The following is a 21,902-nucleotide window of genomic DNA, read 5'->3' as shown; positions in this document are numbered from 1 at the left end:
GCGTGTCCGCATCCGTTCCCGCCGCCGGCGGGAACGGCTCCCCGATGCCGGAAGCCGTCCGCGTGGCCCTTCCGGCATTGTTTATCTCCGACCTGCACCTGGCCGAAGATCAACCCGCTACCGTCACTGCCTTTCTCGACTTCCTGCGGGGCCCGGCGCGCGAGGCCGGCAGCCTCTTCATCCTCGGCGACCTCTTCGAATACTGGGCCGGCGACGACGATATCGACGACAGTTTCAACCGTCGCATCTCCAACGCGCTGCGCGCGCTCGCCAGCACCGGCACCGCAATCTTCTTCATCACCGGCAATCGCGATCTGCTCGCCGGTGCGGGCTTCGCGGCAGCGGCCGGACTGCAATTGCTTTCCGACCCCGCCCGGATTCGCCTCGGTACGGCCGACGACGCCCCCGTCGTCCTGTTGAGCCATGGCGATGCGCTGTGCACCGACGACGTCGCCTACCAGGCCTACCGTCGCCAGGTGCGCGACGCGGCCTGGCAGGCGGGCTTTCTCGCCCAGCCGCTCGCCGCCCGCAAGGCCTTCATCGAGAGTCTGCGCCAGCAGAGCGAGGCCGCGAAGCGCGACAAGGCGATGACGATCATGGATGTGAATGCCGACGCGGTCGCTGCGTTGCTGCGCGAACACGGCTATCCGATACTGATCCACGGCCACACCCACCGCCCCGCCCGACACGAGCACGAGGTCGATGGGCACCGCTGCGTGCGTTGGGTGCTGGCCGACTGGCACGGCGAGGCACGCTGGCTGTCCTGCGACGGCAGCGCTTTCGTCAGCAACCCGCAATAACGCAATCGCCGTTCGGCCTGGAGCGCCTCCCAGCGTCTGCGCCGTGCCATGAAGCAAAAAAGCGCCAGTCATTCGACCGGCGCTTCCATCACTTCAACAATGACACGCAGGGCGGCTTCAGCGCGTCAGGCCCCTTGCCAGATCCGCCTTCAGATCCTCGAGCGCCTCCAGACCGACCGCCACCCGCAGCAGACCGTCGCCGATGCCGGCAGCCGCACGTGCCTCCGGCGACACACGGCCGTGGGTCGTCGTCGCCGGGTGGGTGATGGTCGTCTTCGTATCACCAAGATTGGCAGTGATGGAGATCATTCGCGTCGAATCAACCACCTTCCACGCTGCATCCCGCCCGCCCTCGACGTCGAACGCAAGGATGGCACCACCGGTCTTCTGCTGGCGCATCGCCAGTTCGTGCTGTGGATGAGACGCCAGGCCGGGGTAATACACCCGCGCGATGCCGGGCTGCTGCTCCAGCCAGGTGGCCAGCGCCAGCGCGCTCGCCGACTGTGCCTCCATGCGGATGCGCAGGGTCTCCAACCCCTTGAGGATCACCCAGGCATTGAACGGCGACAGGCTGGGCCCGGCCGTCCGCAGGAACTTGTAGACTTCGTCGGTCACCACCCGCGCACCAGCCACGGCTCCACCCAGCACGCGTCCCTGACCATCGAGGTACTTGGTGGCCGAATGCACCACCACGTCGGCCCCCAGGGCCAGCGGACGCTGCAGCGCCGGCGTGCAGAAACAGTTGTCGACCGCCAGCAGTGCGCCCGCCTCATGCGCAATCGCTGCCACCGCCGCAATATCGACCACTTCGGTCAGGGGATTCGACGGCGTTTCGATGAAGAACAGTTTGGTGCGCGGACGCACCGCCTCGCGGTAGGCATTGAGGTCAGTCGCCGGCACGAAGCTGGTTTCGATGCCGAATTTGCTCATGATGCCGCCGAGCAACTGCTGCGTGGCCCCGAACAGCCCGCGCGATGCCACGATGTGATCGCCTGCCTGCAATGTTGCCATCACCAGCGACAGAATCGCCGACATGCCCGACGACGTCGCGACGCAGGCCTCCGCCCCTTCCAGGGCAGCCAGCCGCGTCTGCATGGCGGTGACAGTCGGGTTGGAAAAGCGGGCGTAGACGTTACCCTCTTCCTCGCCCGAAAACCGCGCTGCAGCCTGGGCCGCGCTCTCGAACACGAAGCTCGAGGTCAGATACATCGCCTCGCTGTGTTCGTTGAACTGGCTGCGGTCGATGCCGGCCCGCACCGCCAGCGTGTCGAAACTCAGATCGTCCATATCGCAGCCGGCGCTCACTGGTCGGGATGGGTGATGAGGTTCAGGTCGAGCTGCCCTTCCTCGCCGTCGTCGCGGCTGGATGGTTTCTCCTCGCAACGCTGGTTCTCGACACCGTTCAGGTACTCGACCGTAATGTCCCCGGTGATGTAGCTACCGTCGAAACAGGACGTCTCGAAAAAGTTGATCGACGGATTCAGCGCCCGCACCGACGCCTTGAGATCGTCGAGATCCTGGTAGATCAGTCCGTCGGCGCCGATCTCCCGACAGATCTCGTCTTCGCTGCGGTCCGACGCGATCAGTTCGGCGCGCGTCGGCATGTCGATGCCGTACACGTTCGCATAACGCACCGGGGGCGCCGCGGAGGCCATGTAGACCTTGTTGGCGCCCGCTTCGCGCGCCATGTTGATGATCTCTCGGCTGGTCGTGCCGCGCACGATGGAATCGTCGACCAGCAGCACGTTCTTGCCCTTGAACTCCTGGTGGATGGTATTTAGCTTCTGCCGCACCGACTTACGCCGCTTGGCCTGCCCCGGCATGATGAAGGTCCGGCCAATGTAGCGGTTCTTCACGAAGCCTTCGCGATACGGCAGGCCGAGCCGGTGCGCCATTTCCATCGCCGACGGCCGGCTGGAGTCGGGAATCGGAATGACCACGTCGATATTCACGTGAGGCAGCGTGCGCTTGAGCTTCTCGGCGAGGAATTCGCCCATCTTGACGCGCGACTCGTAGACCGAGATGCCGTCGATGATGGAGTCGGGCCGTGCCAGGTAGACGAACTCGAACATGCAGGGCGCCTCCACCGTCTTCTCGGCGCACTGCCGGCTGCGGAAGTTGCCCTGGGTATCGATCAGCACCGCTTCGCCCGGAGCCACGTCACGCAGCAGGGTGAAGCCAAGCACGTCGAGCGCGACCGATTCGGACGCAACCAGCCATTCGGTCCCCTCGGCCACGTCGTTGCGGCCTATCACAAGCGGACGGATGCCGTACGGGTCGCGGAAAGCGAGCAGGCCATAGCCAGCAATCATCACCACCGCGGCGTAGGCGCCACGACAGCGGCGATGCACCCCGGCCACCGCGCGGAACACCGCCTCTTCATCGAGCTTGAGGCCATTGCAGGCCGCCTGCAGTTCGTGCGCCAGCACGTTCAGCAGCACTTCCGAGTCGGAATTGGTGTTGATGTGGCGCAGGTCGGCGAGAAACATCTCGCGCTTGAGCTCATCGGAATTGGTCAGGTTGCCGTTGTGGGCCAACAGCAGACCAAACGGCGAATTGACGTAGAAAGGCTGGGCTTCGGCTGCGTTGTAGGCCGACCCGGCCGTCGGGTAGCGCACATGGGCGATACCCCAGTTGCCTTCGAGGTTGCGCATGTTGCGGGTCCGGAACACGTCACGCACCAGGCCGGACCCCTTGTGCATGTGAAAACGTCCGCCCTCCGCGGTGGCGATGCCTGCCGCATCCTGTCCGCGATGCTGAAGGACCTGCAGCCCGTCGTAGAGCAACTGATTAACCGGGGAAGTCGCGACGACCCCAAGAATTCCGCACATGGAAACCCTGCCTATCTGAATCGAATCCGGGTGGCCACCGCATCCGGCAGCCACGGTTTGGCGGCGATGACCGCCGTTTCGAGCGGCGGTGAAAACATCGCGTTCGCCCACCAGGGCTCGCGCGCGATTCCGACCAGACCACCCAGCAACACCACGACCAGCGCGATCAACAGCCCCCGCGCCAGACCGAACAAGGCACCGAAAAAGCGATCGGTCGCCCGCAAACCCGCTGCCCGCAACAACTCGCGCAACAGGAAACGCAAAAACGCCGCGATCAGCAATACCGCGACGAAGATCAAAAGAAAGCCCGCCAGCTGGCGCCACACCATCTCGACGAACAGGCCGCGGAACAACTCCGCCGCGTCAGCCGCATAGTGCCAGGCTGCAAATAGGGCCAGCACCCAGGTCACGAGCGCCAGTACTTCACTGACCAGACCACGCCACATGCCGACAAGCGCCGAAAGGACAAGGATGCCCAGAAAAACGTAGTCGAAAACCGTCATTCAGGTCGTTCAGCGCGGCGTCAGTACCGCATTGCGTCCTTGTGCCTTGAGCTTCGCTGCGGCCTTCTCGGCGTCTTCACGACTGGAAAAGGGACCGACGCGTACCCGGGTCACCGTGCCCGCCTTCTCAGTGTAGGCAGAAAATCCGGCTTGCTTGAGTTCGGAACTGATAGCCGCGGCCTTGCCGGCGTCGCCGAAGGCGCCTATCTGGATGACAAAGGATTCCCTGCCCGCTGCAACGGCCGGATTGCCGGTGGCAGGCTTGCCTTCGAGCAGCGCCCGCACGCGTGCCGCTTCATCCTCGGACTGTGCCGGCTTGGCAGGAGCCGGCGTCGTGACCGAGGCTTTCGGAGCCGTCTCTGCGGCCACCGCCGGCGGTGTCGCAATCTGCGGACGCACCGCTTCGGTCGTTGCCGGCTGGGGCGGCTCCTCGACCGGCGCCGGGGCGACACCGGCATCGGCCGCCGGCGCCCCGCTGTTCCCGGCAGCGCGCGCGGCGCCCGCAGGTGCGTCGCGATCGGGGATGGTGACTTGAATGTCCGGGCTGCCGGGCGCAGGCTCCTGTTCCATCATCATCGGCAGGATGATGGCGGCGGCCAGCGCCAGCGCTGCTGCGCCGACAAGCCGTCGGCGGGCGCGTTTCTTGATCTCGAGGTTGTCTGCGTCGCTCACCCGGAAACCTCAATCAATGTCGCTCGGCCCGAATTGCCGCCAACACGTCGGCCACGGTCAGGAAGGAACCAAAGGCGACGATTCTATCACCCTCGGCCGCGCTTTTCCGCGCTGCGGCAAAGGCTTGCTCCGGGCTGGCAAAACAGCGGACGTCGCCGCCGACCTCCGCCGCATGCAGGCGCGCGGCCAGGGATTCGGCATCCAGCCCGCGGGGCCCGGGAAGGTCTGCCAGCAGCCAATGATCGACCCGATGCCGCATCAGCGCAGCGACGCCTTCGACATCCTTGTCGGCCATCATGCCGAGCACCGCCCAGGTTTCGGGATAGAAACCCATGCCGCCGAGGTTCTCCGCCAGCACGCCCGCGGCCTGCGGGTTGTGGGCGACGTCGAGCACCACGGTAGGCTTGCCGGGCAGCACCTGGAAGCGCCCCGGCACCTCGACCAGCATCAAACCCTGCCGAATCGCCTGCATCGACACCGGGATGCGCGAGCGCAAGGTATCAAGGGCGGTAAACACCGCCGCCGCGTTGAGCAACTGATTGGCGCCGCGCAATGCCGGATAGGCCAAGCCGCCGCGCTTCGTCAGTGCGCCGCGCGCACCTGGCGCCGGATAGCGCCAGTAACCCCATTGCTGCTGATCGCCCCCGAAACCGAAATCCCGGCCGCTGATCCACAGCATCGCACCGATCGCCTCGGCATGCTCGCGCAGCGATGCCGGCGGCTGGGGGTCGCCGCATACGGCAGGACGCCCGGCGCGGAAAATGCCGGCCTTCTCGAAACCGATGGCCTCGCGTGTATCGCCGAGGTAGTCCATGTGATCCATGGCAACGCTGGTCACGATGGCGCAGTCGGCGTCGAACACATTGACCGCATCCAGCCGCCCGCCCAGCCCCACTTCGAGGATGATCACGTCGGGCGCGGCAATGCGGAACACTTCCCACGCAGCCAGCGTGCCGTGCTCGAAATAGGTGAGCGGGGTATCGCCACGCGCGGCCTCGACCGCCGCGAAACCGGCGATCAACTGTTCGTCGCTCGCATCGACGCCGTTCACCCGCACCCGCTCGTTGTAGCGCAGCAGATGGGGCGAGGTATAGCAGCCGACGCGATAGCCCTCGGCAAGCAGGATGGCCTCCAGCATTGCACAGGTCGAACCCTTGCCATTGGTGCCGCCGACGGTGATGAGCACTGCGTCCGGATCGGCACCGAGCGCTGCGCGCACGGTCTGCACCCGGTCGAGACCGAGGCGTATCGCCTGACCATGCCTTTGCTCGAGCAGTCCGAGCCAGCCGTCCAGCGTTTGCGGCAACGACATCGTGAAAGCGCCAGGTTCAGTCATTGACTGCCGGTTGACGCGTCAGCAGCGTGAGCAGATCGGCCAGTCGTTCGCGCAACTGGCGACGATCCACGATCATGTCGATGGCGCCTTTCTCCAGCAGGAACTCCGACCGCTGGAAACCTTCCGGCAGCTTCTCGCGCACGGTCTGCTCGATCACGCGCGGACCGGCAAAGCCGATCAGCGCGCCCGGCTCGGCGATCACCACGTCACCCATGAAGGCGAAGCTCGCCGACACGCCACCCATGGTCGGGTCGGTCAGCAGCGTGATGAAGGGCAGCTTGCGTTGCGACAGCTGGGTGATGGCCGCGGTGGTCTTGGCCATCTGCATCAGCGAAAAGAGCCCTTCCTGCATGCGCGCGCCGCCAGTGGCAGTGATGCAGATGAAAGGCAGGCGCTGTTCGAGCGCAGCGCGGGCGCCACGCACAAAGCGCTCACCGACCACCGACCCCATGGAGCCGCCGAGGAATTCGAACTCGAAGCAGGCCACGACCACCGGGACAGTCAGGATGGCGCCCTGCATCACCACCATGGCATCAGCCTCGCCGGTATCGGCCACCGCAGCCGACAAGCGCTCGGGGTAACGGCGGGAATCCTTGAACTTGAGCGGATCGACCGGCACCACTTCGGCGCCGATCTCGAAGCGGCCTTCGGGGTCCAGCAACAGGTCGAGACGCGCGCGCGCGCGCAGGCGCTGGTGATGGCCGCACTTCGGACACACGCTCTGGTTGCTCTCCAGATCGGAGCGGTAAAGCACCGCCTCGCACGCCGGGCACTTGCTCCAGAGGCCTTCGGGGATGGACTTGCTGCGCACCGCCGCGTCGTTGCGCTTGATCTTGGGCGGAAGCAGTTTCTGCAGCCAGCTCATTGCTTGACTCCCGGCAAGGTATCCAGCGCCTCGCGTATGCCTTTGAGAAAGGCGGTGACATTGGCGACGGCCTGCTCACGCGGGCTACGCTCGATTTCCTCGATGATGCGGCTGCCGATCACGACGGCGTCGGCAACCGCGGCCACGCGCTTGGCGCTCTCGGCGTCGCGGATGCCGAAGCCGACGCCGACCGGCATGCCGACCGCTGCGCGGATCTGCGGAATGCGGCGAGCAACGTCGTCAAGATCGAGCGTGGCGGCGCCGGTCACACCCTTGAGCGAGACATAGTAGATGTAGCCGCTGCCCGCCCGCGCGACGTCGGCGAAGCGTTGCTCGGACGAGGTCGGAGCCAACAGGAAGACGGGATCGAGCCCGACAGCCTTTGCCGCCGCCGCAAAATCGACACATTCCTCGGGCGGGTAATCGACCACCAGTACGCCGTCGACGCCGGCATCGCGCGCAGCAGCGACGAAGGCTGCCTGCCCCATCGCCTCGATCGGATTGGCGTAGCCCATCAGCACCACCGGCGTCGTCGCATCGGTCGCGCGGAAATCACGAACGAGCTGCAGTACCTTGCGCATGCTCATGCCCTGGGCCAGGGCACGTTCGGACGCACGCTGGATGGTCGGGCCGTCGGCCATCGGGTCGGAGAACGGCACGCCCAGCTCGATGACATCGGCGCCGCCGGCCACGAGCGCATGCATCAAGGGCAAGGTCAGCGCGGGATCGGGATCCCCCGCGGTGATGAAAGGAATCAGCGCCTTGCGGCCGTCGGCCTGCAGGCGCTGGAATGTGGTCTGGATTTTCGACATGTCGGATTCAGGCACGGCGGGTCACGAACGACCCGCACTGGGTTCAGAACTGGATGCCGGAACGCTCGGCGACGGTGTGCATATCCTTGTCGCCACGGCCGGAGAGATTGACCAGCAGTACCTGGTCCTTCGGCAGCGTCGGCGCGATCTTGGCCGCATAGGCCAGCGCATGCGACGATTCGAGCGCCGGAATGATGCCCTCGAAGCGGCACAGGTCGTGAAAGGCCTGCAGCGCCTCGGTATCGGTCACCGCGACGTACTGCGCCCGTGACGTGTCTTTCAACCACGCGTGCTCCGGCCCCACGCCCGGATAGTCGAGACCCGCCGATATCGAGTGGGTTTCGACGATCTGGCCGTCCTCGTCCTGCATCAGATAGGTCCGGTTGCCGTGCAGCACACCGGCCTTGGCGTTGGCGGTGAGCGGCGCGGCGTGGCGGCCGGTATCCAGCCCGTCGCCTGCGGCCTCGACCCCGATGAGCTTGACATCCGGCACGTCGAGGTAAGGATAGAAAATGCCCATGGCGTTTGAGCCACCACCGACGCAGGCGATCACGTAATCGGGCTGGCGGCCGATGAGTTCCGGCATCTGTACCAGGCACTCCTCGCCGATCACCGCCTGGAAGTCACGCACCATCATCGGGTACGGGTGCGGCCCCGCCACCGTACCGATGATGTAGAAGGTGTTGGCGACATTGGTCACCCAGTCGCGCATGGCCTCGTTGAGCGCATCCTTGAGCGTCTTGGAGCCCGACTCCACCGGCACCACCGTAGCGCCGAGCAGCTTCATCCGATAGACGTTGGCCGCCTGGCGCTTGATGTCTTCCGAGCCCATGTAGACGACGCATTCCATGCCGTAGCGGGCCGCAACGGTGGCCGTTGCGACGCCATGCTGGCCGGCGCCGGTTTCGGCGATCACACGCGGCTTGCCCATACGGCGGGCGAGCAGCGCCTGGCCGATGCAGTTGTTCACCTTGTGTGCGCCGGTGTGATTGAGATCTTCACGCTTCAAGTAGATCTGCGCGCCGCCGAGGAGGTCCGACCAGCGCTTGGCATGGTAGATCGGACTCGGGCGACCGACGAAATGCTTGAGCTCGTACTCGAACTCGGCGATGAAGGCCGGATCCCGGCTGTAACGGGCGTAGGCCTCGCGCAATTCTTCCAGCGCGGGCATCAGCGTTTCAGCGACGAAAATACCCCCGTACGGGCCGAAATGCCCACGTTCATCGGGAAACGGATAAGGCTTGTCAGCCATCTGCATGTCGAACTCCGGCTATGAATGCGGCGATCTTGGCCGCATCCTTGATCCCTTTGGCCACCTCGACGCCACTGGAAACATCGACCGCCCACGGGCGGACGCGGCGTACCGCTTCTTCCACGTTCGCGGGGTCGAGACCACCGGACAGGATGAGGGGACGCCCCGGTTCGGGAGGAATCAGAGACCAATCGAAAGTCTTCCCACCCCCGCCATAGCCGTCGACAAACGCATCGAGCAGGATGCCACGGGCGCCCGGATGGGAAGCGCAGAATTCTACCAGATCGACCCCGGGACGCATCCTCGCCGCCTTGATCCAGGGCAGACCATGGTGTGCGCACTCGGCATCGCTCTCGTCCCCGTGAAACTGCAGCAATTGCAGCGGCACTTCCGCCCTCGCCTGGGCAACGAACTGCGCATCGGGATTCACGAACAGACCGACAGCCGTAACGAAGGGCGGCAACAACGCGGCAAGCTCAGCCGCTCGGGAGAACGAGAGATTGCGTGGGCTGGGCGGGTAGAACACGAAACCGATCGCGTCCGCTCCGGCATCGACCGCCGCGCGCACGTCATCCGGCCGCGTGAGGCCACAAATCTTGATACGGGTTCGGGACATTCAGGCGAGCGGGAGCTGGGGCAGCGCGATGATACGCCCATCGTCCGGCAGCGGCCAGTGCGGCGGATAGCTCACGCCGCACAGATAAAGCCCATCCGGCGCGAAGGTGGGCGCCGCACGGCTGCGGTCGCAGCCCGCCAGCACTTCCGCCAACCAGCCGGGTGGATAGCGCCCCTTGCCGACATAGACCAGCGCGCCGACAAGGTTGCGGATCATGTGGTGCAGGAAGCCGTCCGCACGGAAATCGAAGGCGAGATAGGAACCCATGCGGGTGACGGCCACCTCGCGCATGTCCCGGATCGGCGTCTTGGCCTGGCATTCGGCCGCCCGGAAGGCCGAGAAGTCGTGCTGGCCGAGCAGGCAAGCCGCCGCCTCGGCCATCTTCACCTCGTCGAGCGGCATGTGAAACCAGCCGACGCGGCCGGCAAGCAGAGCGGGACGCGTCGGCGAGTTGAACAGCAGATAGCGGTAACGACGTTCAAAGGCGAGAAAGCGCGCGTGAAAGCTGTCGTCCACCTCGACCGCCCAACGCACCGCCACACCTGCCGGGAGGTAGGTGTTCACACCCCTCACCCATGCCGACGCCGCGCGCACCGCCGTGGTATCGAAATGGACGACCTGGGCCGTCGCGTGGACGCCGGTATCGGTACGTCCGGCACAATGCACCCGCAGCGGATCACCGGCGATCCGGGCCAAGGCCGCCTCCAGCGCATCCTGCACGGTTCGACCATGACGCTGACTCTGCCAGCCCTCGAAGCGATCACCGGCATATTCGATACCGAGCGCCACCCTCATCGCCAGGCCCTCAGCGCGAACCAGAGCAGCGTGCCGACGACGAGCAGCGCGATCACGGCCACATCGGCCGGACCATAGGATTCACGATGCAAAACCATGGGCGTCGCGGCTCCGGTGTCGTCATCGACGAGCCAGGTTCGCCAATCGTGCGCGTCGCTGCCGCCCGCCGTCTCGACGTAATGCAGCACCAGCAACAGACGCAGGGCCAGTCGTTCGGGCGAGATGCCGATCAGGGCCAATGGCCGGCAGGCGACGTGCAGCCCGCCGACCAGACGGACCGGTGGCAATGCTTCGAGCAACAACGCAACACAGCACACTACCGCAACGAGGCGGCCGCCATGCTCCAGGGCAAGCGACACCCCTTCGCGAGTTGGACTCAATAGCGGCCAATCGACGACAACTGCTGCGCCCGGGGTGAACCATGCGAACAAGACGAAGATCGCCAGCAGCAGGACGCGCACCCGGCGGATCAGGCGTTTCACCCGTTGCGGTGCAAACACGAGGCCCGCCAGCAGGCAGGCCGCTACCGCCCCGCCCAGCCAGGCCGCCGACAGCAGCTGGATCAGCGATACGCCCAACAGCCAGAGAGTCAGGACTACGACGGGATGCATGCGCGCCAGAAATGGAAACGCCGCCGCACGAAGGCGCGGCGGCGGTTTGAACCGGACACGATCAACCCAGCTTGGCGATCAACTCGCGAGCGGTAGCCTGCTGGCCGGCCGACCCTTCACGCAGCACTTCGTCCAGAAGCTCGCGCGCGCCCTCCTTGTCACCCATCTCCTCATAGGCGCGAGCCAGTTCGAGCTTGGTTTCGACCTCGTGGTCGATCTCGCCGTCTCCCCCGCCGGCCACCAGGCCATCCAGCGCAGGAAGGGCATCTGTCATCGCCGGCGCCGTATCGAGATGAAGGTCGCCGTCGGCGGACGGCTCGAGATTGAGATCGATGCTGGTCAGGTCCAATCCGGCAGGCTCGGCCGGCGCCGGCTTGGTCGAGGCATCCAGATCGAAATCGAAATCGAGCAGATTGCTGTCGAAACCGGTGTTCTCCAGATCGGTCATGGCCGCATCCACGGCACCCTCAGCATCGAGGCCATCCGCCTGAACGACCGTGGCGTTCAGATCGAAACGATCCGGGGTTTCAGCCTGCACGGCGTCGACCTCGGGCAGATCGAAGGCGAGTCCGTTAGTGTCTGTCGCCGAGAAGTCGAGATCCTTGCCGATCACCGTTACGGTGCCGAAATCGGCGTTGCCCCCCCCCGCGGACGAGTCGACTTCCTCGCCGCTACCACGTGCAACAGGCGGTTCCTCGCCACCGATATCAAGGTTGAGCATCAGATCGGAAGCGCCCGCGACCTCGCTGTCGACCACGGCTGGAGCGTCGTTCGCCTTGCCTTCGTCCTCGCCCTTGTCCAGATCGAGATCGAAATCGAGCGAATCCAGGCTGACGTCGAAACTGGTGATCTCTTCGGCGGCGGCTCCACCGGCCGCAAGCTGCTCGACCGGAGGCTCGTCACCGCCAGCCGCCTCCGAAAACTGATCCAGTGCCCCCGGTGAGGTCCAGGTGGCGGTCATCTCCTGGGTTGCGGCATCGACATTGCCCGGCGTCGAGATGGTGAAGTCGAGATTGGACAGTTCGAGAGCGGCGGACTCCTCGGTAGCGGCAGCCTGCGCGGACGCGGCTAGCGCCGCAGCACCCAGTGCCGCAGCTCCGACAGCAGCCGGCATTTCCGTCGACGGTGCCTCGGTGCGCTCAGGCTCGATGGTCTTGCTGCTATACAGCGGATTCTCGGGATCGAGCTTGCGCCCCATCAACGCGGTCTTTTCCCAATCGAGGCCCTTGCCGCCCGTTCGCGCGTACAACTCGGACGCAATGGTTTCGAACTGCTTTGCATTTTTGCGCTTGGAATAGATCTCGAGCAGCTTGAGCGGAATTGCCAAACGCTCCGGATCGGTCTTCAGCGCGTCGAGCAGGATCTCCTCGGCCTGCGCGTCACGACCGTAGGCCATGTAAACGTCAGCCTCGGCAACCGGATCGACGCCTTCATCCGCATCGATCGAAGAAAGACCGGACTGGCTGAAGTCGGTATGGATCAAGCTGCTATTGCTGGTATCGACGCTCTGGCCACCCGTGCCGCCGAACACCGCACTGCTCTCGGGCGGAAACTCGCTCATCAGCGCCGACGTCTCGCCTGCGCCACTTGGTTTGCGCCCCTTGCGCATGCGCAAGCCTGCGTAGGCGAGCAGCAAGACAACGATGCCGCCACCAGCCGCCAGCATCGTCGGATCCTGCGTCAGCGACTGCAGAAGATCGGGTTCCGGTTCGGGCGGCGGAGGCGCCACGGCCCTGGGCTTGGGTCGCGGCGGCGGCTCGGCCGCCTTGGGTGGCTGCGCGTCCGCGGCAGCCGGCGCAGCCGCCTGTGCCGCGGCCTCAGTCCCAGGGGCTGGCGCAGACGCCGTGGCTGCCGGAGCACCGCCGGCATTGGCCTGCTGCTGCGCCATCGCATCGCTCTTCAACTGCAGCAGCTTCTGCATCTCGCGAATATTCTGTTCGAGCTGGGCGAGACGCGCATTCGCTTCGTCCAGCGCTTTTTCACGCGAAACCAGTTCCTCTTCGAGCGCCTGCAGGCGATGGGCTGCTTCCGTGCTGCCCTGCTCACCCGGCTGGGTGCGCGAGACCTGCACCTTGTCGCCAGATGGCGCCGTTGCCGGCGCCTCGACCCGCGGAACGATGAGACCGGCGCCCGACTGCGCCGTGGGCGCCTCGGCCGGACGCTCGACAACCGATGAGGCCAGCTTGCGGCGATAGGCATCGAAGTCTGCCGCCTGCGCCACAATTTCGCGGCGAGCTTCCTGCCGATCCACGGCCTGCACCTCGCTCGGCGCAGGCATCGACAGGATCGCACCGGTCTTCAGGCGATTGATGTTGCTGCCATCGAAGGCGGCGGGATTGCTTCGAAACAGCGCCACCAACATCTGATCGAGCGTGGCATCCGCAGGACGATTGCTTTCCGCGATGCGACGCAAGGTGTCGCCGCGCTGCACACGGTAGCTGCCGCCGTCGCCAGCCTGACTTGCCGTCGCCGCTGGCGCCGGGACCTGCGGACGCGCCGCGCGCGGGGCAGGCGCTGCCGCCGGCGTATCTACTCGCGCCGCAAGCGGCTTCGGTGCAACCAGATCGACAGGATCAAGCAGGAAAGTGTATTCCCGCGATAGGCGACCACCATTCCAATCCAGCTCGATGAGGAGATCGACGAAGGGGTCGTTGATCGGGCGGTCGCTGCTCAGTTTGACGATTGCACGCTGACCGCGATTTTCAAGTGCTGCACGCAGGGTCTGGATGACCGGGGAGTAAGGAATGTTCGCTTGCCGGAACGCATCGGGCGAAGCAAGTCGGGCTCTCAGGGACTGCAACTCCTGAGGCGTCGCGTTGATCTGGATCTCGGCCCGCAGCGGCTGCCCAAGCCCGCTCAACACACTGATCTGGCCAAGTCCGGCAGCCTGGCTGCCAAACGGGAACGAGGCGATCGCGACCGCGATCAGGGATGCCTTGAGCGACTTTTTCATAGGTGTCTTCGAACCGCGTTCTCCCACTGCCGGACGGCAAGGGACATAGCATCATGAACTTGGATTAGCAATCTAGCATTATCTTTAAGTTCATGCAGCAATTGTTTCTTCGGCAAAGGATTTTCCCCTCAAGGGGTCGCCAAGGCCGCCGTGCTCGGAAAAAGGGGCCGGACAGCCCTCGCTGTCCAGCCCCCGAATACATCCCATCCAGTGAATCAAGCGTCGAGCAGAATGCGCAGCATGCGGCGCAGCGGCTCCGCGGCCCCCCACAGCAACTGGTCGCCGACCGTGAAGGCGCCGAGATAGTCGGGCCCCATCGCCAGCTTGTGCAAACGGCCGACGGGTACCGTCAGGGTGCCGGTCACTGCGGCCGGCGTGAGATCACGCTCGGAGATCTCACGCTCGTTGGGCACAACCTTCACCCAGTCGTTGGCCGTCGCGATGATCTCGCTGACCTCGTCGAGCGGAACATCCTTCTTCAGCTTGATGGTCAGGCCCTGCGAGTGGCAGCGCATCGCGCCGATGCGCACGCACAGGCCGTCGATCGGAATGCTGCCCTGGCTGCGGAAGGCCGGCTTGCCGAGGATCTTGTTGCACTCGGCGCCGCCCTTCCACTCTTCCTTGGACTGGCCGCCGTCGACGGGCACGTCGATCCACGGGATCAGGCTGCCGGCGAGCGGGGTGTTGCGGAAGTTCTTCTTCGGGAACCCATCGGAGCGGATGGTCTCGGCGACCTTGCGGTCGATGTCGAGGATGGCGGACGCCGGATCGGCCAGCAGGTCCGCGACCGACGCGTGAATGGCGCCCATCTGCGCGATCAGCTCGCGCATGTTCTGCGCACCGGCGCCGGAAGCAGCCTGATAGGTCATCGCCGACACCCACTCGACCAGGTCGTGCTTGAACAGACCGCCCAGGCCCATCAGCATCAGCGACACGGTACAGTTGCCGCCGATCCAGTTCTTGCCGCCCTTGGCAAGCGCATCCTTGATCACGTGCATATTGACCGGATCGAGGATGATGACCGCGTCGTCGGCCATGCGCAGCGCGGAAGCGGCATCGATCCAGTGACCGTTCCAGCCGGCAGCGCGCAGCTTCGGGAAGACTTCCTTGGTGTAGTCGCCGCCCTGACAGGTGATGATGATGTCGCAGGCCTTGAGCGCGTCGATGCTGGTCGCATCCTGCAGCGGCAGCGCTGCTTCCTTGCCGCCGAACACCGGCGCCTTGCCGCCAGCGGCGGACGTGGAGAAATACACCGGCTCGATATGGGCGAAGTCGCCCTCTTCCACCATGCGCTGCATCAGCACCGAGCCAACCATGCCACGCCAGCCAACCAGACCTACTCGCTTCATCACATCACCTCGAATCGAAAAACCTCGGAGCGTCCTCAGAGTGCAGCCAGCACCGCGTCGCCCATTTCCTTCGTACCGACCTTCGTCGTACCCGGCTCGTAAATGTCGCCGGTCCGGAAGCCCTGCGCAAGCACCTTCTTGACCGCGCCTTCGATCCGCAGCGCCGCCTCTTCTTGATTGAAGGTGTAGCGCAGCATCATCGCTGCCGACAGGATGGTGGCCAGCGGGTTGGCCACGCCCTTGCCGGCGATGTCCGGCGCCGAACCGTGCGAGGGCTCGTACAGGCCCTTGTTGTTGGCGTCCAGCGATGCCGACGGCAGCATGCCGATCGAGCCGGTAAGCATGGAGGCCTCGTCCGACAGGATGTCGCCGAACATGTTGCCGGTGACCATCACGTCGAACTGCTTGGGATTGCGCACCAGCTGCATCGCAGCGTTATCGACCAGCATGTGCGACAGTTCGACGTCCGGGTAGTCCCTTGCCATCTCGTCGGCGATGTCGCGCCACAGCTGGGTGGTTTCGAGCACGTTCATCTTGTCGACCGAGCACAGCTTCTTGCCGCGCTTCTGCGCCGCCTCGAAAGCCACCTTGAGGATGCGGCGGATTTCGTATTCGGCGTAGATCATGGTGTTCCAGCCCACGCGCTGCTGACTGCCATTGACTTCGCGGGTCTCGATGCCGCGTGGCTGACCGAAATAGATGTCGCCGGTGAGTTCGCGCACGATCAGGATGTCGAGCCCCGATACTACTTCCGGCTTCAGCGTGGAGGCGTTGGCGAGTTCCGGATACAGGATGGCCGGGCGCAAGTTGGCGAAGAGGCCGAGATCCTTGCGGATGCCGAGCAGACCGCGCTCCGGACGCTGCTCGCGCGGCAGGGTGTCCCACTTCGGACCACCGACCGCGCCGAGCAGCACGGCGTCCGCCGCGCGCGCGAGCTTCTGGGTGGCTTCCGGGTACGGCGTACCGGCGGCGTCCACCGCACTGCCGCCGAGCAGGGCTTCTTCCAGTTCGATCTTGAGGTCGAGCGCACCCAGCACGCGCACGGCTTGCGCCGTGATTTCGGGACCGATGCCGTCACCCGGCAACACGCAAATCTTCATCCAGTGTGTCTCCACGCAAACCCGGGCCGCGTCGGCTCAGGCGAAGTAATAGGGGTGCTCGGCGCGACGCTTCTCTTCGAAGGCGCGGATCTTGTCGGCATGGCGCAGGGTGAGGCCGATGTCGTCCCAGCCGTTCAACAGGCATTCCTTGCGGAAGGGATCGACGTCGAAGGCGATCGCCTTGCCGTCCGGGCGGGTGATGGTCTGCGCCGCGAGATCAACCTTCAGGCGATAGCCTTCGGTGGCCTCGCACTGCTGGAACAGCACGTCGAGCTCGGCCGCATCCAGCTTGATCGGCAGCAGGCCGTTCTTGAAGCTGTTATTGAAGAAGATGTCGGCGAAGCTCGGCGCGATGATGACGCGGAAGCCGTAGTCTTCCAGCGCCCACGGCGCGTGTTCGCGCGAGCTGCCGCAGCCGAAGTTGTCGCGCGCGAGCAGCACCTGCGCGCCCTGGTAGCGCGCCTGGTTGAGCACGAAGTCGGGGTTCTTCGGCCGGTTGCTGCAGTCCTGGCCGGGCTGGCCGACGTCGAGGTAGCGCCATTCGTCGAACAGGTTGGGGCCGAAGCCGCTGCGCTTGATCGACTTCAGGAACTGCTTGGGGATGATCGCATCGGTATCGACGTTGGCGCGGTCGAGCGGCGCGACGATGGCATCGAGAACGGTAAACGGTTTCATGGTTCTGCCTGTGCTGTCAGTTCAGGGTGCGCACGTCGGTGAAGTGGCCGGTCACGGCCGCAGCCGCAGCCATCGCCGGGCTCACCAGATGGGTGCGCCCGCCGGCGCCCTGGCGGCCTTCGAAATTGCGGTTGGAGGTCGAGGCGCAACGCTCGCCCGGCTCGAGGCGGTCGGCGTTCATCGCCAGGCACATCGAACAGCCCGGCTCGCGCCATTCGAAGCCGGCGGCGACGAAGACCTTGTCCAGCCCTTCGGCCTCGGCCTGCTGCTTGACCAGGCCGGAGCCCGGCACCACCAGCACGCGACGCACATTGGCCGCCTTGCTACGGCCTTTTGCGACCGCCGCCGCCTCGCGCAGATCCTCGATGCGCGAATTGGTGCACGAGCCGATGAAGACCTGATCGACCGGGATCTCGTTGATCGGGGTATTGGGCGCGAGGCCCATGTACTTGAGCGCGCGCTCCACACCCTCGCGCCGGACCGGATCGGCGATCGCGGCCGGATCGGGCACGCGGCCATCGACCGTGGTGACCATCTCGGGCGATGTGCCCCAGGTGACCTGCGGCAGGATTTCGGAGGCGTCGAGCTCGACCACCTTGTCGAAGCGCGCGCCCTCGTCGGAGGTCAGCGTGCGCCAGTAGGCCACCGCGGCATCCCATTGCGCGCCCTTCGGCGCGAAGGGCTTGTCGGCGAGGTAGTCGATGGTGGTCTGGTCCACTGCAACCAGGCCAGCGCGCGCACCCGCCTCGATTGCCATGTTGCAGACCGTCATGCGCCCTTCCATCGACAGCGAGCGGATCGCGCTGCCGCCGAACTCGATCGCATAGCCGGTACCGCCGGCGGTGCCGATCTTGCCGATGATGGCGAGCACCACGTCCTTGGCGGTGACGCCACGGCCGAGCGTGCCTTCGACCTTGATCAGCATGGTCTTCGACTTCTTCTGCAGCAGGCACTGGGTCGCCATCACGTGCTCGACCTCGGAGGTGCCGATGCCGTGCGCCAGACAGGCGAAGGCGCCATGGGTGGAGGTGTGCGAGTCGCCGCAGACCACGGTCATGCCCGGCAGCGTCGTGCCGTTCTCCGGCCCGATCACGTGGATGATGCCCTGGCGCAGATCCTTGAACGGGAAGTAGGCGAGCGAACCGACCTCACGGATGTTGGCATCGAGCGTCTCGACCTGCTGGCGCGACACCGGATCCTGGATGCCCAGTTCCCAGTGGTCGGTCGGCGTGTTGTGGTCGGCGGTGGCGACGATGGACGAGATGCGCCACGGCTTGCGACCGGCTAGTTTCAGCCCTTCGAAGGCCTGCGGACTGGTGACTTCGTGGACGAGGTGGCGATCGATGTAGATCAGCGCCGTGCCGTCGGCCTCCTGGTGAACGACGTGACTCGACCAGAGCTTTTCGTACAGCGTTTGGGCTTCCATCCAGTGCACTTCCGGGGAAAGAAAAGGTTTCGATTATTTCACAAAGGCCGCGCCACTGAACAGCACTGCCCGGCCGACGGCCACTCAACGTCCGCCGCGCGTCCGCTCGTAGAGCGGCAACACACGCCGGGCGTAGTCGGCAAGATCCTGCTGCCGGCTGTCGTGCGACGGGTGGGTCGACAGCCACTGCGGCGGCGCCCCGTTCGACTGTGCGGCCATCTTGTTCCACAGGCTGACCGCAGCCCTCGGATCGTAGCCGGCACGCGCCGCCAGTTCGACGCCGATACGATCGGCCTCGGTTTCGTGCAGACGCGAATTCGGCAGTTCGAAGGTCACCTTGGCCACCGTGCCCATCAGGTCCTGGCCGGCCTGCCCTACCCCGAGCAAGGCGCCTGCGACGGAAATGCCGAGGCCGGTTGCCATCGCCTTGGAGACCCGTTCGCGTGCGTGCTCCCGCAGGGCATGGGCGATCTCATGCCCCATCACCGCGGCGATCTCGTCGTCCGACAGACCGAGGCGCTCGATGAGACCGGAATAGACCGCGATCTTGCCCCCTGCCATGCACCAGGCGTTGAGCTCGTCCGAACTCAGCACGTTGACCTCCCAGCGCCAAGCCGGCGCATCGCTGCGAAACACGCCTGTCGCCGGCGTCAGCCGGGCGGCGATGCGACGCACCCGTTGTACCTGCTCCGCGTTTCGGTTGAGCGCGTTCTTGCGCCGAGCGTCTGCCAGTACCTCCTGGTATTGCTGGCTCGACGCCTGCTCGACTTCCTGGGCCGACACCAGCATGGCCTGACTGCGGTCTACGCCGACCGCCCCGCCGCCGGTGGTCTGCACGCTCTGGCAAGCAACCGCCATCGTCAGCGCCAGTACGCCTGGCAACACAACCCTGCTCCAAGCCATCATCTTCCTCCTCCATCCGGTCGATCCGTCCCGTCTTCACCCAGCCCGGGCTGCCAACCCCACACCAGCCACAGCAAACCGGCCAGTGCAAAGCCGGAACCGAGCGTGAAGGTCCACGCCGGCCCTATCGTCTCCCAACCCAGCCCGCTGACGAGCCCACCCAGCATTCCACCTGCACCGAAGGACAGACTGCCGTAGAGCGCCTGCCCCCTCGCTTGGAGCCTACCGGCGAACCATCGGTTCACTGCTGCAATCGCTGCTGCGTGGTAGGCACCGAAGGTCGCGCCATGCAGTACCTGCGCGAACGCGACCAGCGCGGCACTTGCTACCCCCCATCCCGTCAGCGCGAAACGCAACACCGCGCAGGAAAAGGCGAACAGCAGGATGGCCCGCAGCGAGTAGTGCCGCATCAGACGGGGCATGAACATGAAGACCAGTATCTCGGATACCACCCCAAGTGCCCACAGGCCTCCGACCATGGCCTTGCCGTAACCGTGATCGACCAGCAGGATGGAAAAGAACACGTAGAACGCACCATGCGCGGCGGACATCAGGAAGCATGCACCGAGCAGTGCCTTGACCTCCGGTCGGCGCAGGGTATCCCCGAGGCTGGCGCTCGCCGAATGCGCCAGCGGTCGCACAGCCTCCGGTACGGCCAGCGAACAGAGGAAGATACTTGCCAACACCGAAGCTGTCCCCCACAGCACCGCCATGATGGGTAGCCAGTCGAGTACCACGCCCAGCCCGATCACCGCCACGATGAAGCCGACCGAGCCCCATGCCCGGACGCTGCCGTAGCGATGCCCCTGCGTACCGAGATGGGCAAAGGTGACGCTCTCGATCAACGGCAGCGAGGCGCTCCAGAAGAAGGACATCAGCGCCATGCCGAGAAAGATGCCGGCAAAGCTGTCGGTGAAGAAGAACACGGAAAAGCCGGCGAGGCTCATCAGCGCCGACAGCCGCACGATGGGCAAGCGCACGCCGAGGTGCTCGGCCAGCCAGCCCCACAGGTTGGGCGCCAGCACCCGCATCACCTGCATCAGGGACATCAGCACCGCGATGTCGGTCGCCGAGAAACTCAGCGCCTTCAGGTAAAGCGTGAAATACGGCGAAAAGGCGCCGACGAAGGCGAAGTAGCAGAAGTAGTAGGCCGACAGCCGCCAGTAGGGCAAGGCTCCCGACACGGCGGCGGACGCGACTGCGCCAGCGGACACTCAGCGGCTGCGCGGCGACGGCACCGCCTGCACTCCGTCCGGCGCCAGCCCCGCGATGCGCGGCGTCGCAGTCACGACATCGCCGCACTGGGCGCGGTGACGCAGTGCGTGATCGATCAGCACCAGCGCCAGCATGGCTTCGGCGATCGGCGTGGCGCGAATGCCGACACAAGGGTCATGGCGACCGTGCGTATTGACGATGGTCGGGCTGCCGGCGCGGTCGATCGACCGCTTGTCCAGCCGGATGCTGGAAGTCGGCTTGATCGCCATGCTCACCAGGATGTCCTGACCGGAAGAAATCCCGCCCAGCACGCCGCCAGCGTTATTGGACAGGAAACCCTCAGGCGTCAACTCGTCGCCGTGCTCGGTACCGAGCTGCGCGATCGAATCGAAGCCGGCGCCGATCTCCACGCCCTTGACCGCATTGATGCTCATCATCGCGTAAGCAATGTCGGCATCCAGCCGGTCATATACCGGCTCGCCCCACCCGACCGGCACGCCGCTCGCCACCACGTTGATGCGCGCACCGACCGAATCGCCCGACTTGCGCAGCTCGTCCATGTAGGCTTCGAGCTGCGGCACAATTCCGGCGTTCGGCACGAAGAAGGGATTGCCGTCGACCTCCTCCCAGGATGCGAAAGGGACCGAGATCGGCCCGAGCTGGGCCATGTAGCCGCGGATGACGATGCCGAACTTCTCGGCCAGCCACTTCTTGGCGATGGCACCCGCGGCCACCCGCACCGCGGTTTCGCGCGCCGACGAACGGCCGCCACCACGGTAGTCGCGGATACCGTACTTCTGCCAGTAGGGGTAGTCGGCGTGGCCGGGACGGAAACTGTCGGCGATGTTGCCGTAGTCCTTCGAGCGCTGATCCTGGTTGCGAATCAGCAGCGCGATCGGCGTACCGGTGGTGACGCCCTCGAACACGCCGGACAGGATCTCGACCTCGTCCGGCTCGCGACGCTGCGTCACGTGACGCGAAGTCCCGGGCTTGCGGCGATCGAGCTCGGCCTGGATGTCGGCAGCGGTCAGCATCAGCCCCGGCGGGCAACCATCGACCACGCAGCCGATCGCAGGGCCATGGGATTCACCGAAGGAAGTGACGCAGAACAGCGTGCCTATCGTGTTGCCGGACATGGGAAGCTCGTCGAGATACAGGCCGTTTCGGCCCGGATTGGGGCCGCGAGCG

The 21,902-nt window shown here is 65.4% G+C and carries 20 protein-coding genes; 1 reads left to right on the top strand and 19 read right to left on the bottom strand.

Features of this window, described 5'->3' with window-relative positions:
• Window positions 1–44 precede the first annotated feature (44 nt).
• Window positions 45–800: a UDP-2,3-diacylglucosamine diphosphatase gene (locus CJ010_RS06410; protein ID WP_141017264.1), complete on the top strand. Its 756-nt coding sequence runs from the start codon at window positions 45–47 to the stop codon at window positions 798–800.
• Window positions 801–917: 117 nt separating this feature from the next.
• Here CJ010_RS06410 and CJ010_RS06405 read toward each other — a convergent pair whose 3' ends face one another.
• The 19 genes from CJ010_RS06405 to aroC all read right to left on the bottom strand — a co-directional run bounded on the left by CJ010_RS06405 (window position 918) and on the right by aroC (window position 21,850).
• Window positions 918–2,087, bottom strand: coding sequence for an O-succinylhomoserine sulfhydrylase (locus tag CJ010_RS06405; RefSeq protein WP_141017263.1), 1,170 nt, complete (start codon window positions 2,085–2,087; stop codon window positions 918–920).
• A gap of 14 nt (window positions 2,088–2,101) precedes the next feature.
• Window positions 2,102–3,631 (bottom strand): amidophosphoribosyltransferase, encoded by a 1,530-nt coding sequence (gene purF, locus CJ010_RS06400; protein ID WP_141017262.1) that lies wholly within the window; start codon window positions 3,629–3,631, stop codon window positions 2,102–2,104.
• A gap of 11 nt (window positions 3,632–3,642) precedes the next feature.
• Window positions 3,643–4,134, bottom strand: a complete 492-nt coding sequence (locus CJ010_RS06395; protein WP_141017261.1) for a CvpA family protein — start codon at window positions 4,132–4,134, stop codon at window positions 3,643–3,645.
• Between the two features lie 9 nt (window positions 4,135–4,143).
• On the bottom strand, window positions 4,144–4,806 hold the full coding sequence (locus CJ010_RS06390; RefSeq protein WP_141017260.1) for an SPOR domain-containing protein: 663 nt from the start codon (window positions 4,804–4,806) through the stop codon (window positions 4,144–4,146).
• A gap of 13 nt (window positions 4,807–4,819) precedes the next feature.
• Window positions 4,820–6,118: a bifunctional tetrahydrofolate synthase/dihydrofolate synthase gene (gene folC, locus CJ010_RS06385; protein ID WP_141017259.1), complete on the bottom strand. Its 1,299-nt coding sequence runs from the start codon at window positions 6,116–6,118 to the stop codon at window positions 4,820–4,822.
• Window positions 6,119–6,134: 16 nt separating this feature from the next.
• Window positions 6,135–7,007, bottom strand: a complete 873-nt coding sequence (gene accD / locus CJ010_RS06380; protein ID WP_141017258.1) for an acetyl-CoA carboxylase, carboxyltransferase subunit beta — start codon at window positions 7,005–7,007, stop codon at window positions 6,135–6,137.
• A complete protein-coding gene (gene trpA, locus CJ010_RS06375; RefSeq protein ID WP_141017257.1) occupies window positions 7,004–7,819 on the bottom strand; it encodes a tryptophan synthase subunit alpha in 816 nt (271 codons plus the stop codon). The genes accD and trpA overlap by 4 nt, the downstream gene beginning before the upstream one ends.
• Window positions 7,820–7,862: 43 nt before the next feature.
• Complete coding sequence (trpB, locus tag CJ010_RS06370; RefSeq protein ID WP_141017256.1) at window positions 7,863–9,077, bottom strand: tryptophan synthase subunit beta; 1,215 nt, start codon at window positions 9,075–9,077, stop codon at window positions 7,863–7,865.
• Window positions 9,064–9,687 (bottom strand): phosphoribosylanthranilate isomerase, encoded by a 624-nt coding sequence (locus CJ010_RS06365; protein WP_141017255.1) that lies wholly within the window; start codon window positions 9,685–9,687, stop codon window positions 9,064–9,066. Before CJ010_RS06365 ends, trpB begins: the two co-directional genes overlap by 14 nt.
• Window positions 9,688–10,482 carry a tRNA pseudouridine(38-40) synthase TruA gene (gene truA / locus CJ010_RS06360; RefSeq protein WP_141017254.1) on the bottom strand — a complete coding sequence of 265 codons (795 nt, stop codon included), beginning with the start codon at window positions 10,480–10,482 and terminating at the stop codon, window positions 9,688–9,690.
• Window positions 10,479–11,093, bottom strand: coding sequence for an energy-coupling factor transporter transmembrane component T (locus CJ010_RS06355; RefSeq protein ID WP_141017253.1), 615 nt, complete (start codon window positions 11,091–11,093; stop codon window positions 10,479–10,481). The genes truA and CJ010_RS06355 overlap by 4 nt, the downstream gene beginning before the upstream one ends.
• Before the next feature lie 61 nt (window positions 11,094–11,154).
• Window positions 11,155–14,046: a FimV/HubP family polar landmark protein gene (locus tag CJ010_RS06350; RefSeq protein ID WP_141017252.1), complete on the bottom strand. Its 2,892-nt coding sequence runs from the start codon at window positions 14,044–14,046 to the stop codon at window positions 11,155–11,157.
• Between the two features lie 215 nt (window positions 14,047–14,261).
• Entirely contained in the window at window positions 14,262–15,395 is a 1,134-nt protein-coding gene (gene asd, locus CJ010_RS06345; protein WP_141017251.1) for an aspartate-semialdehyde dehydrogenase, read from the bottom strand.
• A gap of 35 nt (window positions 15,396–15,430) precedes the next feature.
• Entirely contained in the window at window positions 15,431–16,495 is a 1,065-nt protein-coding gene (leuB, locus tag CJ010_RS06340; protein WP_141017250.1) for a 3-isopropylmalate dehydrogenase, read from the bottom strand.
• Window positions 16,496–16,531: 36 nt separating this feature from the next.
• Entirely contained in the window at window positions 16,532–17,170 is a 639-nt protein-coding gene (leuD, locus tag CJ010_RS06335; protein ID WP_141017249.1) for a 3-isopropylmalate dehydratase small subunit, read from the bottom strand.
• A gap of 16 nt (window positions 17,171–17,186) precedes the next feature.
• Window positions 17,187–18,596: a 3-isopropylmalate dehydratase large subunit gene (leuC, locus tag CJ010_RS06330; RefSeq protein WP_141017248.1), complete on the bottom strand. Its 1,410-nt coding sequence runs from the start codon at window positions 18,594–18,596 to the stop codon at window positions 17,187–17,189.
• Between the two features lie 84 nt (window positions 18,597–18,680).
• Entirely contained in the window at window positions 18,681–19,502 is an 822-nt protein-coding gene (locus tag CJ010_RS06325; RefSeq protein WP_141017247.1) for a M48 family metallopeptidase, read from the bottom strand.
• Window positions 19,499–20,713: an MFS transporter gene (locus CJ010_RS06320; RefSeq protein ID WP_240794516.1), complete on the bottom strand. Its 1,215-nt coding sequence runs from the start codon at window positions 20,711–20,713 to the stop codon at window positions 19,499–19,501. Before CJ010_RS06320 ends, CJ010_RS06325 begins: the two co-directional genes overlap by 4 nt.
• Window positions 20,714–21,850 carry a chorismate synthase gene (aroC, locus tag CJ010_RS06315; protein WP_141017245.1) on the bottom strand — a complete coding sequence of 379 codons (1,137 nt, stop codon included), beginning with the start codon at window positions 21,848–21,850 and terminating at the stop codon, window positions 20,714–20,716. It lies immediately after the preceding gene.
• Window positions 21,851–21,902 lie beyond the last annotated feature (52 nt).

This window comes from Azoarcus sp. DD4 (assembly GCF_006496635.1).
In the GTDB taxonomy this organism is placed as follows: domain Bacteria; phylum Pseudomonadota; class Gammaproteobacteria; order Burkholderiales; family Rhodocyclaceae; genus Azoarcus.
Note: the sequence above shows the minus strand (reverse complement) of the source record. Positions and strands in the feature narration are given on the sequence as shown.

Excerpts from the sequence above, each read along its gene's own strand:
- CJ010_RS06410 (WP_141017264.1), top strand. The coding sequence starts at position 45 with ATGCCGGAAGCCGTCCGCGTGGCCCTTCCGGCATTGTTTATCTCCGAC.
- CJ010_RS06405 (WP_141017263.1), bottom strand. The coding sequence starts at position 2,087 with ATGGACGATCTGAGTTTCGACACGCTGGCGGTGCGGGCCGGCATCGAC.
- purF (WP_141017262.1), bottom strand. The coding sequence starts at position 3,631 with ATGTGCGGAATTCTTGGGGTCGTCGCGACTTCCCCGGTTAATCAGTTG.
- CJ010_RS06395 (WP_141017261.1), bottom strand. The coding sequence starts at position 4,134 with ATGACGGTTTTCGACTACGTTTTTCTGGGCATCCTTGTCCTTTCGGCG.
- folC (WP_141017259.1), bottom strand. The coding sequence starts at position 6,118 with ATGTCGTTGCCGCAAACGCTGGACGGCTGGCTCGGACTGCTCGAGCAA.
- accD (WP_141017258.1), bottom strand. The coding sequence starts at position 7,007 with ATGAGCTGGCTGCAGAAACTGCTTCCGCCCAAGATCAAGCGCAACGAC.
- trpA (WP_141017257.1), bottom strand. The coding sequence starts at position 7,819 with ATGTCGAAAATCCAGACCACATTCCAGCGCCTGCAGGCCGACGGCCGC.
- trpB (WP_141017256.1), bottom strand. The coding sequence starts at position 9,077 with ATGCAGATGGCTGACAAGCCTTATCCGTTTCCCGATGAACGTGGGCAT.
- CJ010_RS06365 (WP_141017255.1), bottom strand. The coding sequence starts at position 9,687 with ATGTCCCGAACCCGTATCAAGATTTGTGGCCTCACGCGGCCGGATGAC.
- truA (WP_141017254.1), bottom strand. The coding sequence starts at position 10,482 with ATGAGGGTGGCGCTCGGTATCGAATATGCCGGTGATCGCTTCGAGGGC.
- CJ010_RS06355 (WP_141017253.1), bottom strand. The coding sequence starts at position 11,093 with ATGCATCCCGTCGTAGTCCTGACTCTCTGGCTGTTGGGCGTATCGCTG.
- CJ010_RS06350 (WP_141017252.1), bottom strand. The coding sequence starts at position 14,046 with ATGAAAAAGTCGCTCAAGGCATCCCTGATCGCGGTCGCGATCGCCTCG.
- asd (WP_141017251.1), bottom strand. The coding sequence starts at position 15,395 with ATGAAGCGAGTAGGTCTGGTTGGCTGGCGTGGCATGGTTGGCTCGGTG.
- leuB (WP_141017250.1), bottom strand. The coding sequence starts at position 16,495 with ATGAAGATTTGCGTGTTGCCGGGTGACGGCATCGGTCCCGAAATCACG.
- leuD (WP_141017249.1), bottom strand. The coding sequence starts at position 17,170 with ATGAAACCGTTTACCGTTCTCGATGCCATCGTCGCGCCGCTCGACCGC.
- leuC (WP_141017248.1), bottom strand. The coding sequence starts at position 18,596 with ATGGAAGCCCAAACGCTGTACGAAAAGCTCTGGTCGAGTCACGTCGTT.
- CJ010_RS06325 (WP_141017247.1), bottom strand. The coding sequence starts at position 19,502 with ATGATGGCTTGGAGCAGGGTTGTGTTGCCAGGCGTACTGGCGCTGACG.
- aroC (WP_141017245.1), bottom strand. The coding sequence starts at position 21,850 with ATGTCCGGCAACACGATAGGCACGCTGTTCTGCGTCACTTCCTTCGGT.